The organism is Methylomonas montana, assembly GCF_030490285.1.
Taxonomy (GTDB): Bacteria; Pseudomonadota; Gammaproteobacteria; order Methylococcales; family Methylomonadaceae; genus Methylomonas; species Methylomonas montana.
Genome location: NZ_CP129884.1, coordinates 1,784,222 through 1,800,528 on the forward strand (window position 1 = coordinate 1,784,222; position 16,307 = coordinate 1,800,528).

Consider the following 16,307-nt stretch of genomic DNA (forward strand, 5'->3'; position numbering starts at 1 on the left):
GGATGATGAATAATCTTTACCGCCGGAAGCCGTCACTCGCCGATGAATGGTTCGACGCGCAACTACACGACCATGGAGCCGATGCGATGAATATGAATTGCCCCATGCATAGCCAACATCAACCGAACTAATTCCGCTAACACTCATGACGCACAATGCACTGAAGTGGGCCTTGAGCCTGTTTTTGTTACCTTCTCTATGCCTGGCTTGGTGGAACGACGACTGGTCGTCGCGCCGGCAACTGGCGGTGGACGCAGCGGCGACCGGCGCCGACATTCAGGAGACGCTGAGCGATGTGCCGATACTGGTGCGGCTACATGCCGGCAACTTCGGCTACTTCGTCGAACTGGCCGAGAACGGCCGCGATTTTCGATTTTTAAAAGACGACAAAACCCCGCTGGTGTACGACGTCGAGCAAGTCGACCTGTTGAGCGAGATCGGTCTGATCTGGGTGAAACTGCCGCAAGTGCGCGGCGGCGTGAGCAGCGACGACTTCTGGCTGTACTACGGCAACGCCAATGCACCGGATGGTTCCGACCCGAAAAACCTCTACGACGTGGCGCAAGGTTTGGTCTACCACTTCAAGGACGGCGAAGCGCTGCCGCAGGACGCCACCGCCTACGCCAGCCACGCCGCCGACTCCAAAGCCACGATTCAGCCGGCCGGTTGGATAGGTGCTGCGGCTCAATTCACCGGCACCGGACCATTGTCGATTAATCCCGCGCCGCAGTTGGTCATGGCGCCCGCCAAAGGCTGGACTTTTTCTACCTGGCTGAAGCTTGATCAGCCGCAGAACGCCGCCAGCCTGCTGGAAGCCCGCGAAGGCGCGAATGGTCTGGAATTGAGCATTCAAGGCACGGTGTTGAGCGCTAAGTGGTTAGCTGGCGCGAGCACCGCCTCGGTCAACCTGACCCTGGGCCGCTGGCAACATATTGCTGTGACCGCCAAGAGCGACAAACTAGAACTGTATGTCGATGGCGTATTGGCCGGCAATGCCGCCATTACGTTAGCCGCCGTTAACCCGACGATCAGCATCGGCCGCAACCTGGTGGGCCTACTCGACGAAGTGCAAATCGCCGCCACCGCCCGCAGTGCCGATTGGGTCAAGTTTGGCTTTCGCAGCCAAAGCCCGGACTTTTCGGTGTTGAGCTACGGCCAGGACGAAGCCGTTAGCAGCGGCGATGCCGGCCACTTCATGGTCATCGTCCAAAACGTCACCGTCGACGGCTGGGTGGTGATAGGTCTGACCCTGATCATGCTGATCGTTGCCGTGATCGTCATGGTCACCAAAACATTGGTCATTACTCGTGTCACGAAAGATAACAGAGCCTTCCTGGAAAAATATCGCCGGCTGGACTCGAACAAACTCGGCGAACTGGATCAGGACGAAACCAGCGACGAACAGGAATTGGCCGACTCGGACTTGTTGACCGCGCTGGTCGGCAAACACGACCATTTCCAAAGCTCGACCTTGTATCACCTGTACCACACGGCGATCCACGAGCTGAACAAGCTGCAAGGCGGTGCCGATCAGGTGGTGACCCGAGAAGCCTGGGATTACCTGCGCGTCAAGCTGGATAGCCAGATCGTCAGCGAAAGCCAACGCCTGAACAGCAACATGGTGTTACTGACCATCGCCATCGCCGGAGGGCCTTTCCTGGGGCTGCTCGGCACGGTGGTCGGGGTGATGATTACCTTTGCGGCGATCGCCGCCAGCGGCGACGTCAATATTAACGCCATCGCTCCCGGTATCGCCGCCGCGTTGCTGGCTACCGTCGCCGGTCTGGCCGTGGCGATCCCAGCCTTGTTTGCCTACAACTACCTGTTGACTCGGATTAAGGACATCACCGCCAGTATGCGGATGTTCGCCGACGAGTTTTTGGCCGTGTTGTCGATGCGCGCCGCCCGACAACAGCGCAGAGCCTAAGTCATGAAAGTCGAGGAAGAAGGCAAAATCTACGACGACATCAACATCACACCGATGCTGGACGTGGCCTATGTGCTGTTGCTGATTTTTATCATCATGACCACCGCCACCGTACAGGGCATCACCGTCAGTCTGCCCAAGGCCAGCAGCACGCCGTCCTTGTCCAAACCCAAAACCAAGGCCATCTCGATTACCCCGGACGGCAGCATCTATCTGGATACCTACCCGGTGTCGCTCCAGGAACTGGAAACCCGCCTGGCCCAATACAAAGCCGCCACCCCGGACTTACCGGTGGTGGTGAAAGCCGATGCCAGCGTGCAGTACCAGAAAGTCATCGAAGTGTTGGACGTGGTGACTCGGTTGCAGATTAGTCAGTTGGGGTTGGTGACGCAGAAGTTGGTGAAGTGAGGATGTTTTTGATTGCTACAGGTGTTGGAAGAAGTGTCGCTGACGCGAGGATGATTTTGAAGTCGGGTCTCGGCCCGACAGCCGAAATACTTTCGCTACGAAAACCATCCATGGTTTTCGCCCTTCGGGCCAGCCTTTGGCTGTTCAAATTCGTTCCTGACGAATTTGTGCGTGGCCAAAAGAAAGTATTCAAAGAAAAGGCCACCCGACATTCCGCCTTAATCCTGCGCGTCTCGCTTTTGGCGAGGGTTTTCGGAAGGGCCATCCCTGGCCCTCCGAAAACGCGCGGCATCCTTGCCGCGCCCCTGGCGGGCTGATCTTGCCAAAAGCTGCGATGCTCGGGGCGGAATAACGGGAAGCACCCTGTCCCGACACTTGAAAATATTGGGGATTTAGATGCGTACGGTGGGCACGATGAGTGCCCATGCGGCAGGCAGCCGAAGTGAAACAACAGCAGATATTGGGCTAGGACTGAATTGAGACCACGGGCGTTTGGGTCCCGTGACCACGAATGAACATAACGAGATGAAAAACAAATATGCCTGGCTGCGCCGATTGCCCTTGTTATTGGGGATTGGCTTGGGCCTCTTGATAGCGCTGGGAGTGTGGTGGTTGACGGAAAAGTTCGAGAAACCGCCGCAAACCAAGAAAGTGGCGCAACGGATCACGATGATCCAGCCGCCGCCGCTGCCGCCACCACCGCCCGAGCAAAAGCCGCCGCCGGAAGAAGTGAAAGAGGAAAAGATCGAAGAACCGGAGCCCGAGCCCGAACCGGAACCCGCGCCGGAGCAGGACCAGGCGCCGCCCGCGGAAGAGCTTGGGCTGGATGCCGACGGCGCAGCCGGCAGCGACGGCTTTGGTCTGGCGGCGCGCAAGGGCGGTCGATCGATATTAGGCGGCGGTGGCGGCAACGCCATTCTCTGGTACGGCGGCCAAATTCAGCGCCAGGTGGAGAACGGTTTGCAAAGTCTGCTGGCCGACAGCGCCGCGGGCAAGGCCGGTTACAGCGTCATTGTCGATGTCTGGATAGGCGCCGACGGCCGTGTCGACCGCAGCGAATTATCGTCCGGCAGCGGTAAGGCCGATGTCGATCAGGCCTTGCGCGCCGCGCTGCTAAGGCTAACAGCTAGCGTTGGCCGTCCGCCGCCGGAGAACATGCCGCAGCCGATTCGGATTCGGCTCATCTCAAGGGTGTAGGGGCTTCCTGGTTCCATGTGAGTATTGCCATGACAAACACTCCGGATTTTTAAGACTATTGATTAAGCGATAAACCACAATGAATACCGCAACGAAAAACCTGGTCCTGCTGCTGACCGGCAGCCTGGCTGTCACGACCGGCGCGGCGCAAGCCGCCGACGAGATAATCCCGGTCAAAAAATCCACCTTGATCAATCTGGTCGATTTGTTGGTGCAACGCGGCGTGATCAACAAAGACGAAGGGAATGGTCTGGTTAGCGCCGCCGAGCGGGAAGCCGCGGAAGCAGCCAGAACCGCGCAAGCCAGCGCGGCTCGCGGCAATGGCGGTAAAGCCGCGCCGGTCAGTGAGTTGTCCTCTGTCAATACCCCGGCGGGCGATGCTGCCGTCAATGCCGAGTGGGGCGGCGAGCCGGCCAGCGGCAAAACCAAGGCCGGTAAGATCAAGCATGTCGGCTATGTGCCGGAGTTCGTCAAAAAGGAAATTCGCGACCAGGTCCGTGCCGAGTTGAAAGCCGAGGTGTTGCAAGACGTCAAACAGGACGCCAAAACCGAAGGTTGGGGTATCCCCGGCGCCTTGCCGGAGTGGGTGGCGGCGATTCATCCCAGTTTCGATATGCGTGTGCGTTTTGCCGACGATTTCTACGCCAAGGATAACGAAGGCGGTGTCGATAATGTCGGCATCGATGCCGACGGCAATTTTTTCGGCCCCTACAACTGGCTTTCGATCAACCGGGCCGGCAATACCCCGCAAGGCGGCTTGAACCGGCAGGTGGCGTTAAACCCGAACGAAGCGATCCTGAATAATCAAAAAGACCGTTTGCGACTGCGGGAACGCTTTCGTCTGGGCTTTGAAGCCAATCTGGCCGAGGGTTTGAAGGCCGGCATTCGTTTCGCCACCAGCAATATCAACAACCCGGTGTCCAACGATCAGACCCTGGGCAATACCGGCCAGTCTTACCAGTTTGCGATCGACCGTTCTTATCTGCAATACGATTTCCTGGACGAGCGAAAAACCAACTGGTTCAGTCTGTACGCCGGGCGGATTATCAATCCCTTCGTCTCCACCGACGTGGTTTTCGACCCCGATCTGAGTTTCGAAGGGGTGGCCGGCAGTGTCCGCCTGCCGTTCAACCGGGGCAGTAATCAATTGGCCGGCTATCACGCGCCTAATCCGACCGCGCGTTTCGGCATCAATCAGGGGCAACAAACCCCCGACAGCCTGTTCCTGACCTTGGGTGTATTTCCGTTGCAGGACATCGACGTCTCGGTCAACGATAAATGGCTGTATGCCGGACAGCTCGGCGTCGACTGGTTGCTGTTCGACGATTCGCGGTTCAATGTCGCCGCGTCGTACTACGAATTCCAAAACGTCAACGCCCGCCCTAATCCGATCGGCAGCCATGCTTACGACTGGACCGCGCCGCAGTTCGTGCAGAAGGGCAATTCGATGGTGGCGATCACCGATGTCAACACCTTGAACGGCGTCTGCGACGATACGGTTGGCTGTTTGTTCGGCCTAGCCTCGGAGTTCAAAGTCTTCAATGCCACGGCAATGCTCGATTACGCCGGTTTCGCGCCGGCCCATGTGTTGCTGACCGCCGATTACGCCAAGAACTTGGGCTTCGACAGACAACGGATTGCCGCCGAGTTTCAGAACGGCATCGTTAACTACACCGATTCCGATCCCCGCACCACGGCTTATCAAATACGGGTCGATATCGGCCGGCCGGAGGTCCGGCGTTGGGCCGATTGGAGCGTCAATCTGGCCTATCGCTACGTGCAGCGCGATGCGGTGCTGGATGCCTTCACCGACTCGATCTTTCATTTGGGCGGTACCAACGCCAAGGGTTGGGTGGCTGGCGTGCAATACGGCTTGGCGCGCAATACCTGGCTGAACCTGCGTTGGTTAAGCTCCGATAGCATCGACGGTCCCAAATACAGTATCGACACCTTGAATGTCGATCTGAATGCCAGGTTTTAGGAGGCGGCGATGTTTAAACGAGTACCTTCCATGCCGATCTGTTTATCCTGTCTGATACTGGCGGCGTTGCTGGCGGGGGTGGAAAACAGCCGGGCCGAAGCCAAGGCGCCTGGCGGCGAGGCGATCAAGAAAGCGCAAGGCATCATCCGCCAACTGAGCCAGGAGAAAAGCATGCTGGAAGCCGAAAAAGCCGTCTGGCTGACGGAAAAAGCCACATTGGACGCCAAAGTCAAAAGTCTGGAAGCGGCGGTCGCCCGCTTGCAACGCTTACAGGCCGAAGTGGAACGCTATAAATCCGGCTTGGAAGCGGTCCGCGGCAATCTGGAAACGCAACTGGGCCAACAGCGCCAGCGCGAGCAGGCTTTGCTGCAAAAGCATAACGAGGTGGTGAGTAAGGCTCGCGACAGTAGCGACGACAACAATCTATTGGTGCAGGCCGTCAAGGAGCGCGAGCAATGGATCGCGCAATGCGGAGCGCTAAATCAAAAGCTGCGCAACGCCAATCTGGAGATCGTCAATCAATATAAGGAAAAAGGCTTGTGGCAGCAGTTAGCCGAGTTGGAGCCTTTAACCGGCATCGGCCAAGTGCAAACCGAGACGGCGGCGGAAGACTATCGCTATCGCTTGCAACAACTCAAGATTACGCCGTTCCAGGCTGGCACGGCCGGTGTGCAGGCGATTTCTCCGGCGAGCGACGGGGCCGAAGAGCCGGATCAGTCCGTGCCCGCCGTCGACGTGATTGCCGGTAAGCAGCCGCCGGAACAGGGTGGGTTGACGTCGGATAGCAGCGAGTCAGTGATGGCCGAGGAATCGGTCGAAACTGCTGTTGAGGCGGCTAGTCGTCGCCGTACCGCGCCCGGTGCCGGGACGCCGCGATGACGCGCAATGCTTTAACGGCTGCGATCGGCTTGATTCTGCACGGTGTTGTCGTTCAAGCGGCCGAACCGCCAGCGCAATCGGCTGACATTGCCGAGCAAAGGGCTCGCGAGCAGCAGCCGCGTTTCGATGTGCTGGATTACCAGATCGAAGGCAACAGCGTGCTGGATGACGAAGCGCTGGAGCGGGCCGTTTATCCGCATTTAGGGCCGGACAAAACCGTCGAGGACGTGGAAAAAGCCCGCGTTTCTTTGGAAGAAGCCTACCGCAATGCCGGCTATCCAACCGTGGTAGTGGCAATTCCCGAACAAGATGTCGACGGCGGCGCGGTGCGCTTGAGCGTGGTGGAAGGCACCATCGAGACCTTGCATGTCAGCGGTTCGCGCTATTATGCGCTGGGCAAGATCCGCGACGGTGTGCCGGCCCTGGCGGAGGGCCTGGTGCCGCATATGCCCAAAGTGCAGGAGCAGATGAATACGTTGGCCCAGCAGTCGGCCGACCGCAATGTCACGCCGATTTTTCGGGCCGGATCGACGCCAGGCAGAATGGAAGTGGAGCTGAAAGTCAAGGACGAATTGCCGCTGCACGGCAATCTCGAAATGAACAGCCGTAATTCCGAAAATACCAGTTATACCCGTTTATTGGGCTCGGTCCGCTACGATAACTTGTGGCAGCGTTTTCATAGCGTATCGCTGCAATACCAGGTGTCGCCGGAGCTTAGCGACGAAGTCAGCGTCTGGTCTGGCACCTATGTGTTGCCGACCGGTTGGGCCGATACCCGCCTGGCTCTATACGGTATCGGCATCAGCTCCAATACCCAACTCGGCGTCAGCGTCGGCGGCCTGTCGGTGGTCGGCGCCGGTTCGATCTACGGTGCTAGGCTGGTCAAACCTTTGGCCGCTTCGTCGGATAACATTCTGCATAGTCTGAGTTTGGGCTTCGATTACAAAAGCTTCGACCAACAGATCGCCAGCTTCACTGAAAATGCGCCGATCAGCTATGCCTCGTTCATGACCGGTTATGACGGCAGCCGGCGCAACGAGACCAGCGTGACGTCGCTGAGCTTGGCGGCTCACTTTTCGATTCGCGGTTTGGGTAACGACGCGCAACAGTTTGCCAACAAGCGTCTCGATGCCGAACCGAATTTTCTCTATCTGACCGGCGATCTCAAGCATCAGCAGCGCTTGCCATGGGATTTCCGGCTGTTGACCAGGGCAGGGGGGCAGGCCAGCATGTCATCCTTGATCAGCAACGAGCAGTTCTCGGCGGGCGGGCCGCTCAGCGTGCGCGGTTATCATCAAACCCAGCTGCTCGGTGACCACGGCGTCAACCTGTCGGTCGAATTGCAATCGCCGCATCTGCTGCCGGGGAAGTGGGAAGACAGCCAGAACCTGCGGTTGTTGAGCTTTTTTGATTGGGCCAATATCTGGACCAACAATCCCATTGCCCCCACCCCTGCCACGGCGCACCTGGCCTCCGCCGGCATCGGCTTGCGTACGCAATGGTTCAAGCATTTATTGGCCGAACTTGACTGGAGTTATCCGTTTTACCGGCAAAGTACGATCGATCAAGGTCAGCAACGTGTGGATTTTAGAATGGTGTATGAATTTTGAAGATCGAGCGCGGTCAACAAGAAAGTTTGCGCCTCTTGCCTAGTTAACTTGAGCCTACCGTAAATTCGTTATTTCCTGACGTATCCAGCCGTTTTCAAACGCCAATCACCCGCAAACGATATATTTTTTTTGATATATCGTTTGCAGATCAAAAAAACATTATTTCCTAAATCCATACAAATCACGCGGAAAAAATCAGATCGAGCACACATAGCCGGAATGTAGCTAATTGAAATTAAAGTCTGATCCTGTATCAGGAAAACCGTGCAAAAAGGCAAACGGTTGTACGGATCAATAATGGAAACCACAAACAGCCTCTATAGCCGGTAGACATGGGTTGACGATTGCTTTCGTTATGTCCTATTGTACATATCGTATTGTTATGGCCGTATTACATATCGATACTGCTCTCGCTCCTTGCGTCCAATTGGGAGCCGTTATTGCATTTTGCAGCAACCTGAGCAAGCAAGGATGCTGTGACAGGGAAATGTTTTGCCTTTATCCCGCCCTCTTTGGCGGGCGGGATAGGCAGAGCGGTCATGTCGACGGGGAAGAAGCCGTAAGAAGGGAAAACGGCCAGGGAAACCCAAACTGCCACACCAGCCGCAAGGCCGGGCCGGAAAGTCACGGGACTCTTATCAGAGTTGGCCGGATTGCCTCATTCGAGCACAGAGAGCCTTTAAACAAGGCTGAGTGATCGAACTAATGACCTTAATTTCATTTAACAGTTGCGCATGCGGAGCTTAGCCCAACTATAAGAGGATTCCAGATGAACCAATCGAAATTTACCCCATCCACCTTGGCGGCAGCAGTTGCCGCAGCACTGATGAGCCAGACGGATCTGGCAACGGCGGCGTCCACTCTGAGCGTAGAAGCCATCTCCGATACCTTTCTGACCAGCTATTCAGCTCAGGCCAACTCCAACATGTCCAGCTATGGGGCGATGATGATTTCCTCGCCGCAAGCCGATCTGGTACAGGGCATCAGCGAAGTTCGCACGATGGAAAATCTGGTGGCCTATAACACGGCGGCCATCAAATCCGGGTTCGATGCTCAGTACGGTGCGGGCAACTGGCATGTCACCGACGTACAGCTCAAGTGGTACACCAATTTCGACATACAAGGCGTGCCGGCCAACAATAACCAGTTCAACGTGCCTCATGCCGGTTTTTTCGGCGTTTCCTATTTCAGCGACGACAGTTGGTTCAATCCAGCAACAGCGGGACCAACAGGCCTGACCAATGCCAACCTGACCTGGACTTCGGTGTACGGCGCCGGCGGCGTATACAGCAACCTGTTTGCCGGCCAACAGGCCGCTGGAACCTTCTTTTATCCAACCGGCACCGTCAACGGCACCACCGATTGTTTTTCCGTGCCTGATTCATGCGCGCCGCGTTTTTGGGATTTGAGCCTGGCTTCCGGCTTGGTGAATGACATTCTGGCCGGCGACTATTTATCCTTCCACGGCTACGCGGCCGATGATCAAGTCGTTTATCTAATTAACCAACTCACTAAACCAGGCGCCCATCCGCAGATATTTGTCAGTGCCGAAGCCGGCCCGGCGGCCGTGCCGCTGCCTGGAGCCGTCTGGCTATTCCTGAGCGCCTTCCTGTCCGTCCTGGGCATTCCAAAACGACGCAGTGCGCTTAAGTAGTCTCGCTGCCTCGTTCTATCGATAACAGACCAGGATCACCGTCATGGGCTCCAATCCGGAAATTTCAGCATTTTTTGAAAAATCGACAATTGCGATCAGCCGAATTCCGGAATCTCAAAAGGCGTTGTGTTTGCCATCGGTAGCCCACTGTCGTCTTCCCGCGCCGCAATCCTGATGTTGCTGATTGCGGTACGGCCCATTTCCCAAGTATCAGTCTTGGCCAATCGCTTAAATTGCTTGTTATGAAGAGGTAATGATGAACATGGAAAGCACCGAAGTCACCGAACAGACGATAGCCGAACTGGTGCGCCGCTTCTACGAAAACGCAGCGGCCGATGAAAGGCTAAAGGCCATTTTCGACGGGGCCATCCATGATTGGGACCATCACCATCGCGTCGTCGAAAACTTTTGGTCGCGGACGCTGCTGAATACCGACCGCTATCAGGGCAGTCCTTACCCCATCCATACCCGTTTGCCGTTGCAGATCGAACACTTCGACATCTGGTTGGAATATTTTCGGCAAACGGCCAGGGAAGTATTGCCTGGGGAAGCCGCCGACCGCGCCATCGGCCGCGCCGAACATATGGCGGAAAGTTTCAAGGTCGGCATGTTCTTCGACTACAGCCCGGCGTCGACAACGTCTTGCGCCAAACCCGGCGATTGAGGCCTGCAGTAGTCTATGGGCCAGAACCCGCAATTTCCCGTTTTGAACCGGTTGCTCAGCGAAAGCATGCTAGCTATGCGCCAGCAGCGCTATAGCCAGGCGACGGTTTTGCTGCGGCAAATAGTCGGCGACGATTCTCGTAAAGTCAGGCTATGGCCCCATTACCGGCAAGCATTGGCCGGCTACGCGTTGGCCTTGTACCGCAATGGCAATATCGGCGAAGCGCTGGCGCAGCAAACCAGGCTATTGATGATTGCGCCTAACGATCCGGAAGTTCGCGGCAATTTTCTGCTGTTGCTGCAAGCCGGCGACGTGCATTTGCCTGATTCCGCCGAATTTCGGCGGGTATTGCATAGTGTGCTGGCGCAAACCGATATAAGTGCCTATGCGGTGGTGATTGCCCGCTCGCTACGCAATGATGCGGCATTTAACGAGGCGTTAGAATTGCTATTGTCCGGCGATCAGCAGCTGGCTGTTAAAGCCCTGCGCCAAGGCAAGCTGCGGGCAATGATGCAAACGCCCTTGTTTTTGTTGCTATTACGCGGCAGTCTGATTCCACTGCCGGAATTCGAAGCAGCGCTGCGCTGTTTGCGCAAGGCGCTGCTGCTGACCTACGCCGCATCGGCCAAGACCGTTGAAAGCGCTCGTCCGGGCAAGGCGGGATGGGAATGCATCGGCGCATTGGCCCATTACAATTGGCTGACCGAATACGCCATCGCCGAGGACGAACAGGAAACCGCCATTGTCGGGTTGTTGCGGCGGCAATTGGAAGATGGCTTGAGTTTGCCGTCCGAACCGTCCTGGCAAGCAGCGCTGGCCTACCACTCGCTATATCGCTCCGGCCTGGATTTGGCCGATTGCCGTTCGCTATTCCTGCCGGCTTCCGGCAGTTGGAAACCCTATTTACAGCCGCTGATCCGTGAATGGCAAGCCTGCCTGGCGGAACGCACCCAGACTGCGGAAATCGAAAGCCTCACCACCACCGGCGGCGAAGTCTCCGAACAAGTGCGCCGGCAATACGAAGAAAACCCGTTTCCGCGCTGGCAGCACGACCCTATCGCTCATCGGCGTTTGACGGCCAATCAGTGGCTGGCAAGTTTCGCTCCCGGCCTGCATCTGCCGGACGGATTCGATGGCCCGGTCAATGTGCTGACCGCCGGCTGCGGCACCGGCCTGGAACCGATTTCCCTGGTTCGGCAAATTCAAACCGGCCGCTATCTGGCGCTGGATCTAAGCCGTGCCAGTCTGGCTTATGCCAAACGCATGGCAAGGCAATTTGGGCTGGCCGAGGCCATCGACTTCAAACAAGCCGACATCACCCGATTGGATGGCTTTGCCGAGCGTTTCGACCTGATCACCGCCAGCGGCGTGTTGCATCACCTGGAAGACCCCGTGGCCGGCTGGCGAATTTTGACCGATTTATTAAAACCCGGCGGCATCATGCTGGTGAGTTTGTACAGCGAAGCGGCGCGGCAGACCGTGGTCCGCGCCAGGCGGCTGATCGCCGACAACGCCTGGCAGCCCACGCCGCGACGGATGCGGCAATTCCGGCAAGCCATCCTGGCCGGCGAGCATGAAGAGCTACGGCCGCTGCTGCAATGGCGGGATTTCTATAACCTGAGCATGTTCCGCGACCTGGTATTCCACGCCAACGAACATCGCTACACCTTGCCGCAAATCGAGCGGCATCTGGCAGAACTGGATTTACGTTTCATCACCATGCGCGGCCTGCCGGCGCCGTTACAAGCGCTATACCGGGCAAATTTTTCGCAAGATCCTAACGGCACCGATCTCGCCAATTGGGCACAGTTCGAGGAACAGTACCCGGCCGCCTTTGTGTCCATGTATGGGCTGGTGCTGCAAAAACCGTGGGAGGCTGACTAATGGCGGCGACACCGTTTCGGTCAATGCCGCTCGGCGGGCCGACAAGGTTAATCCCTGAAAGGACAATTAAGCCCCTCTCCAGCAGGAGGGTTAGGGTGAGGGGAATTCGCACGAGACTTTGCTGCTTTCGATTCCATTGAATTTATTGAACAAATGCCCTAGGGCGAGGAGTTTTTCGTGCATAAGTTTTCCAATCCAATAACTGGATTATTACCTATTGCTGCGGTGGTGATGGGGGCGTTGGCAGATTCATCTGCTCATGCGGCCCTGACCTACAGTGGCGATATTTCCCCCACCATTGCACCTACGACCTGGACCAGTTCAACCATCGCCTATATTGGGTACAACACCGGCGATGGCCTCCTGAATATCGATGGCGGAAGCAGTTTGACCGTCAACAAGACCTATCTAGGCTACGCTTCCGGCAAAACCGGGACACTCAGTGTCGACGGCGCAGGCTCGCAGCTGACAAGCAGCACTTTTTATGTTGGGACTTCCGGCAACGGGACTCTCGCCATCACCAATGGCGGTGCGGTCAGCAGTTTCAGCACTATTCTCGGCAATAGCGCCGGCTCTGTCGGCAGCGTAAGTGTCAGCGGTGCCCATTCGACCTGGACCAGCAACAGCAGCGGGCTTCTCAATATCGGCAACCTCGGCAGCGGCATTTTGACCATCGCGAACGGCGGCACGGTCAATAGCGGCACCACGTCCGGCACGATTCTCGGCGCATCGATAGGTTCCACCGGCAGCGCTAGCGTCGACGGCGCAGATTCGGCATGGATCGTTGGCAACAATCTGACCGTCGGCAATTCCGGTAGCGGAACGCTCGCCATCACCAATGGTGCCAAAGTCACGGCGGCAAGCGGCTCGCTAGGCAGTACCGTAACAGGTAAAGGTAACCTTAGTGTCGATGGCGCCGGCTCGCAGTGGATTGGCAATAGCCTTTCAGTCGGTGGAGCTGGCATCGGAAAGCTCTTCATTGGCAACGGCGGGTCTGTAACCGTTACCGGCCTCAGCAATCTCGGCGGCTTCGGCACATTGGATTTTGGCGCGAACGGCGGCACTCTTAACACCGGCGGCTTCTATGCCGCTGGCTCCCAATTATCTGGTGCAGGTACCATCAATACCTCCGGGATCGTCAGCGACCTGAATCTGGTCTTTGATGCATCTCACGGCACCGCACAATCCTTCGCATTAAATGGGGTAAGCGTAAACCTGAGCCTGACCGGCGCCAACGCATTGGGTGTCGGCTATCTCGGCGCCGGCACTTTGCTCATCACGGATGGTGTCAACATTGCCTCCAATGGCGGCTTTCTTGGCTCCAAGGTGGGTGCCAATGGCGCGGCCACTGTGACCGGCGCGAATTCGAAATGGACCAACAGCGGGGTTATCACGGTAGGCAACGCTGGCAAGGGCTCCCTAGGCATCACGGACGGCGCAATCGTCACCAATACCAGCGCCACACTCGGCAACGTCGTCGGTTCCAGCGGTATGGTCAGCGTCGACGGCGCAGGCTCACAATGGATCAATAGTAGCAGTCTCACCGTCGGCAAAAACGGCACAGGAATACTCAACGTCAGTGACGGAGGGGCTGTTTCGGCTTCCTCTCTGATCATCAATACGTCGTCACGAATGACGGCCGATCTTGGCGCCGGCAGTTCCCTTACCGTCGGTAATGGCAGCGGAGCAATCACCAACAACGGCACCATCCGTCTTGCGGCCGGAGCCGACGCCGCCAACGGCAGCTACACCCCGATGGCTTACGGCACACTAACCGGCACAGGCAGCGTTCAAGCCCTGGGCGGTGTCTGGAATGGCAGCGCCCACACCGTCACCGTTTCCGATGCGGCCACGGCTTTGGCAGACGAAAGCAAAACGATAGATTTGTCCGTCAACCAGCGCTTGCTGGTCACCGATGCCGCCAGCGGCGACAGTGTCGGCCTGGGCTTTAAAGGCAGCACCACTCCCACCAGGCCTGACAATCTCGGCCAGCGAAGCCACCAGCGGCGAGCGCAGCCTGTTGCAAAGCGGTCTGGTATCCGGTCAAGGCGTGGTCAGTGCTTGGGACTTTACGCCTGGTGCCGGTTACGCTTCCGGCGACCCGGTTTATCTATCCATGCTGATCGGTGCCGGCTTCAAGCTGTCCGACCTGGCGGTCTGGCACTTCGACGGTTCAGCCTGGGCCAAATTCGCGGCCAACGATTTGGCCTATGACAACCACTACGCCAGCTTCACCGTTAACGGCTTCAGCGGCTACGCCGTTACCGCGCCGGTCCCTGTGCCTGCGGCGGTTTGGCTGTTCGCCAGTGCGTTGGCGGGGTTGGGGGCAGTGAGTCGGCGTAGCGTGGCTTAGTTCGACAGGAATCGATTATGAACGAAACCGAGAGTTTGGAATTTTTTACCGCGCAAGCGCAGGCTTTCGCTGAGACCCTGGCGAGCCGCCGGGGCCGCGACGATTTAGAGGATATCCGGCACAACTTGTGCTATATGTTATGAATATTGAATAATCTACTGATTTATAAATACTTTTTGTGGGTTATGAGTTATCAGGAAATTTCGGATGATTTTTGGGATCTTGTTGCGCCTTTATTGGAGCGGTTCAAACGCCGAAAGCCGGGTGGTTCCAAACCGCTGGAGTTCCGAGTTCTATTGAACGGCATCTTCTACCTCCTCAAAACGGGCTGCCAGTGGGCGTTTTTGCCGAGCTTCTACGGATCGAAAAGCACACTTCACGAACATTTTCAGCGTTGGGCGAGCGCCGGTATTTTCGCCGAAATGTTCAGACTGGGGGCGGCCAGGTATGAAGAACTCCAAGGATTCAAGTGGGACTGGCAGTCCATGGATGGCAGTCTGGTGCAAGCCCCTACGCGCCAATCGACAAGTCTGTCGGAGGAAGGGGTGGGCAGAAACCCCACGGATCGCGGCAAGAGTGGTAGCAAAATTCATCTCTTGACGGATCAGGAAGGCATGCCTTGTGGCGTGGCGCTGGCGGGTGCCAATGTTCACGACAGCCGGTTAGTGACGGCCACCGTCGAAGGTCTCGCCTTGTCCGCACCGAAAATCAAGCCTATGGAGGAAAGGCCTCACCTCTGTTTGGATAAAGCGTACGACATGAAACGCGTTGAGATCGAGGTGCTAAACCATGGCTACACACCGCATATCCGTCGGATTGGCGAGGAAAAACAGCATGTGACTCAGGACAGTCATCCCGCCAGACGCTGGGTAGTCGAGCGCACCTTTGCATGGTTGAAAGGATTTCGGGCTATCAGGACCCGCTACACCTGCAGGGGAGCCAACTATTTGGCATTGCTCCATCTGGCCTGCACTCTTGTACTCACTCGGCGGCTAGAGGCTATCGCCTAGCATCTTATGTGCCGGATATCCTCTTAATCGACGGCTTGTTGTCGCAGGCCTTCAGCAGTTTCGAAGGCAACGTGGAGAGGGAAGCCCAGGATTATCCGGCCATCGCTTGTCACAAGGGCTGCGCCACCTGCTGTACCTTGCGGGTGACCGCGACGGCGCCGGAAGTGTTGTTGATTGCCCGGTACATCGCCTGGGCTAAGTTTGCGGACGGCGAGATCAATCTGGCTAAGCGGGTTGCGAAGGCCAATCAACAAACCTGCGGCCTGGACGAAGCGCAGCGGGTGAAGTTGAGGCGGCGTTGCCCGTTCATCATGCAAGGCGCGTGTCTGATTTATCCGGTACGGCCGTTGGCGTGCCGGGGACATGCCTGTTACGACAAGCAGGCTTGCGTCGATGCGGCGGCCGGTCGAGTCGAGCGAATCCCCATTTCCGAGCCGCATCGGCTGTTTCGCGGCTTGATCCAGAACGCCATGCAGTCGGCGTTGCGCGACTCCGGCTATGCCTGGAGCCTTTACGAGCTGAATCAAGCGCTGCAGCTGGCGTTGAACGACGAAAGCTGTGATCGGCGCTGGGCTGGCGGCGAGGAGGTTTTTGCGCCGGCTCGAATCGCGGAAGTCAATCCTGAGGAGATGGGAAAAGTTTTCGAGCAGATTAAATTCCGCGCTTCTTCGGATGCGGAGATTGCGCCCGGCACCCTGCATTGAGCAGCAAGAAATGCAGGCTTTTCAATACTTAGGAAA

General features: G+C 57.2%; 15 protein-coding genes and 1 riboswitch. Of the genes, 14 read left to right on the forward strand and 1 reads right to left on the reverse strand.

Features of this window, described 5'->3' with window-relative positions; translation table 11 throughout:
• Positions 1 to 145 precede the first annotated feature (145 nt).
• The 7 genes from QZJ86_RS08295 to QZJ86_RS08325 all read left to right on the forward strand — a co-directional run bounded on the left by QZJ86_RS08295 (position 146) and on the right by QZJ86_RS08325 (position 9,656).
• Positions 146 to 1,927 carry a DUF2341 domain-containing protein gene (locus tag QZJ86_RS08295; protein WP_301938068.1) on the forward strand — a complete coding sequence of 594 codons (1,782 nt, stop codon included), beginning with the start codon at positions 146 to 148 and terminating at the stop codon, positions 1,925 to 1,927.
• Between the two features lie 3 nt (positions 1,928 to 1,930).
• Complete coding sequence (locus tag QZJ86_RS08300; RefSeq protein WP_301938069.1) at positions 1,931 to 2,335, forward strand: ExbD/TolR family protein; 405 nt, start codon at positions 1,931 to 1,933, stop codon at positions 2,333 to 2,335.
• A 525-nt stretch (positions 2,336 to 2,860) separates the two neighbouring features.
• Positions 2,861 to 3,532 carry an energy transducer TonB family protein gene (locus QZJ86_RS08305; protein WP_301938071.1) on the forward strand — a complete coding sequence of 224 codons (672 nt, stop codon included), beginning with the start codon at positions 2,861 to 2,863 and terminating at the stop codon, positions 3,530 to 3,532.
• 79 nt (positions 3,533 to 3,611) lie between these two features.
• Positions 3,612 to 5,513, forward strand: coding sequence for a putative porin (locus QZJ86_RS08310; protein WP_301938073.1), 1,902 nt, complete (start codon positions 3,612 to 3,614; stop codon positions 5,511 to 5,513).
• A 9-nt stretch (positions 5,514 to 5,522) separates the two neighbouring features.
• Entirely contained in the window at positions 5,523 to 6,392 is an 870-nt protein-coding gene (locus QZJ86_RS08315; protein WP_301938075.1) for a coiled-coil domain-containing protein, read from the forward strand.
• A complete protein-coding gene (locus tag QZJ86_RS08320) occupies positions 6,389 to 8,002 on the forward strand; it encodes a ShlB/FhaC/HecB family hemolysin secretion/activation protein (RefSeq protein WP_301938077.1) in 1,614 nt (537 codons plus the stop codon). Before QZJ86_RS08315 ends, QZJ86_RS08320 begins: the two co-directional genes overlap by 4 nt.
• Before the next feature lie 583 nt (positions 8,003 to 8,585).
• Positions 8,586 to 8,663: riboswitch (cyclic di-GMP riboswitch) on the forward strand.
• Positions 8,664 to 8,771: 108 nt separating this feature from the next.
• Positions 8,772 to 9,656 carry a hypothetical protein gene (locus QZJ86_RS08325; protein ID WP_301938079.1) on the forward strand — a complete coding sequence of 295 codons (885 nt, stop codon included), beginning with the start codon at positions 8,772 to 8,774 and terminating at the stop codon, positions 9,654 to 9,656.
• 95 nt (positions 9,657 to 9,751) lie between these two features.
• On the opposite strand, the gene QZJ86_RS08330 is transcribed toward QZJ86_RS08325, so the two are convergent.
• The gene (locus tag QZJ86_RS08330; RefSeq protein ID WP_301938081.1) at positions 9,752 to 9,880 is read right to left on the reverse strand and encodes a hypothetical protein; all 129 of its coding nucleotides are present in this window, start codon (positions 9,878 to 9,880) and stop codon (positions 9,752 to 9,754) included.
• Positions 9,881 to 9,909: 29 nt separating this feature from the next.
• Between QZJ86_RS08330 and QZJ86_RS08335 the strand changes: the two genes are divergently transcribed.
• The 7 genes from QZJ86_RS08335 to QZJ86_RS08365 all read left to right on the forward strand — a co-directional run bounded on the left by QZJ86_RS08335 (position 9,910) and on the right by QZJ86_RS08365 (position 16,271).
• Positions 9,910 to 10,320, forward strand: a complete 411-nt coding sequence (locus QZJ86_RS08335) for a group III truncated hemoglobin (protein WP_301938083.1) — start codon at positions 9,910 to 9,912, stop codon at positions 10,318 to 10,320.
• A 66-nt stretch (positions 10,321 to 10,386) separates the two neighbouring features.
• Positions 10,387 to 12,204 (forward strand): class I SAM-dependent methyltransferase, encoded by a 1,818-nt coding sequence (locus QZJ86_RS08340; RefSeq protein WP_301938085.1) that lies wholly within the window; start codon positions 10,387 to 10,389, stop codon positions 12,202 to 12,204.
• Positions 12,205 to 12,381: 177 nt separating this feature from the next.
• Positions 12,382 to 14,418 (forward strand): hypothetical protein, encoded by a 2,037-nt coding sequence (locus tag QZJ86_RS08345; protein ID WP_301938087.1) that lies wholly within the window; start codon positions 12,382 to 12,384, stop codon positions 14,416 to 14,418.
• Complete coding sequence (locus tag QZJ86_RS08350; RefSeq protein ID WP_301938089.1) at positions 14,408 to 14,557, forward strand: VPLPA-CTERM sorting domain-containing protein; 150 nt, start codon at positions 14,408 to 14,410, stop codon at positions 14,555 to 14,557. The genes QZJ86_RS08345 and QZJ86_RS08350 overlap by 11 nt, the downstream gene beginning before the upstream one ends.
• A 17-nt stretch (positions 14,558 to 14,574) precedes the next feature.
• On the forward strand, positions 14,575 to 14,700 hold the full coding sequence (locus QZJ86_RS08355) for a hypothetical protein (protein WP_301938091.1): 126 nt from the start codon (positions 14,575 to 14,577) through the stop codon (positions 14,698 to 14,700).
• A 3-nt stretch (positions 14,701 to 14,703) separates the two neighbouring features.
• Complete coding sequence (locus QZJ86_RS08360; protein ID WP_301938093.1) at positions 14,704 to 15,567, forward strand: IS5 family transposase; 864 nt, start codon at positions 14,704 to 14,706, stop codon at positions 15,565 to 15,567.
• An 8-nt stretch (positions 15,568 to 15,575) separates the two neighbouring features.
• Complete coding sequence (locus QZJ86_RS08365; RefSeq protein WP_301938095.1) at positions 15,576 to 16,271, forward strand: YkgJ family cysteine cluster protein; 696 nt, start codon at positions 15,576 to 15,578, stop codon at positions 16,269 to 16,271.
• Positions 16,272 to 16,307: the final 36 nt, after the last annotated feature.

Bases quoted from the DNA above. Each gene is read 5' to 3' on its own strand.
- QZJ86_RS08295 (WP_301938068.1), top strand. From the start codon at position 146: ATGACGCACAATGCACTGAAGTGGGCCTTGAGCCTGTTTTTGTTACCT.
- QZJ86_RS08300 (WP_301938069.1), top strand. From the start codon at position 1,931: ATGAAAGTCGAGGAAGAAGGCAAAATCTACGACGACATCAACATCACA.
- QZJ86_RS08305 (WP_301938071.1), top strand. From the start codon at position 2,861: ATGAAAAACAAATATGCCTGGCTGCGCCGATTGCCCTTGTTATTGGGG.
- QZJ86_RS08310 (WP_301938073.1), top strand. From the start codon at position 3,612: ATGAATACCGCAACGAAAAACCTGGTCCTGCTGCTGACCGGCAGCCTG.
- QZJ86_RS08315 (WP_301938075.1), top strand. From the start codon at position 5,523: ATGTTTAAACGAGTACCTTCCATGCCGATCTGTTTATCCTGTCTGATA.
- QZJ86_RS08320 (WP_301938077.1), top strand. From the start codon at position 6,389: ATGACGCGCAATGCTTTAACGGCTGCGATCGGCTTGATTCTGCACGGT.
- QZJ86_RS08325 (WP_301938079.1), top strand. From the start codon at position 8,772: ATGAACCAATCGAAATTTACCCCATCCACCTTGGCGGCAGCAGTTGCC.
- QZJ86_RS08335 (WP_301938083.1), top strand. From the start codon at position 9,910: ATGATGAACATGGAAAGCACCGAAGTCACCGAACAGACGATAGCCGAA.
- QZJ86_RS08340 (WP_301938085.1), top strand. From the start codon at position 10,387: ATGCTAGCTATGCGCCAGCAGCGCTATAGCCAGGCGACGGTTTTGCTG.
- QZJ86_RS08355 (WP_301938091.1), top strand. From the start codon at position 14,575: ATGAACGAAACCGAGAGTTTGGAATTTTTTACCGCGCAAGCGCAGGCT.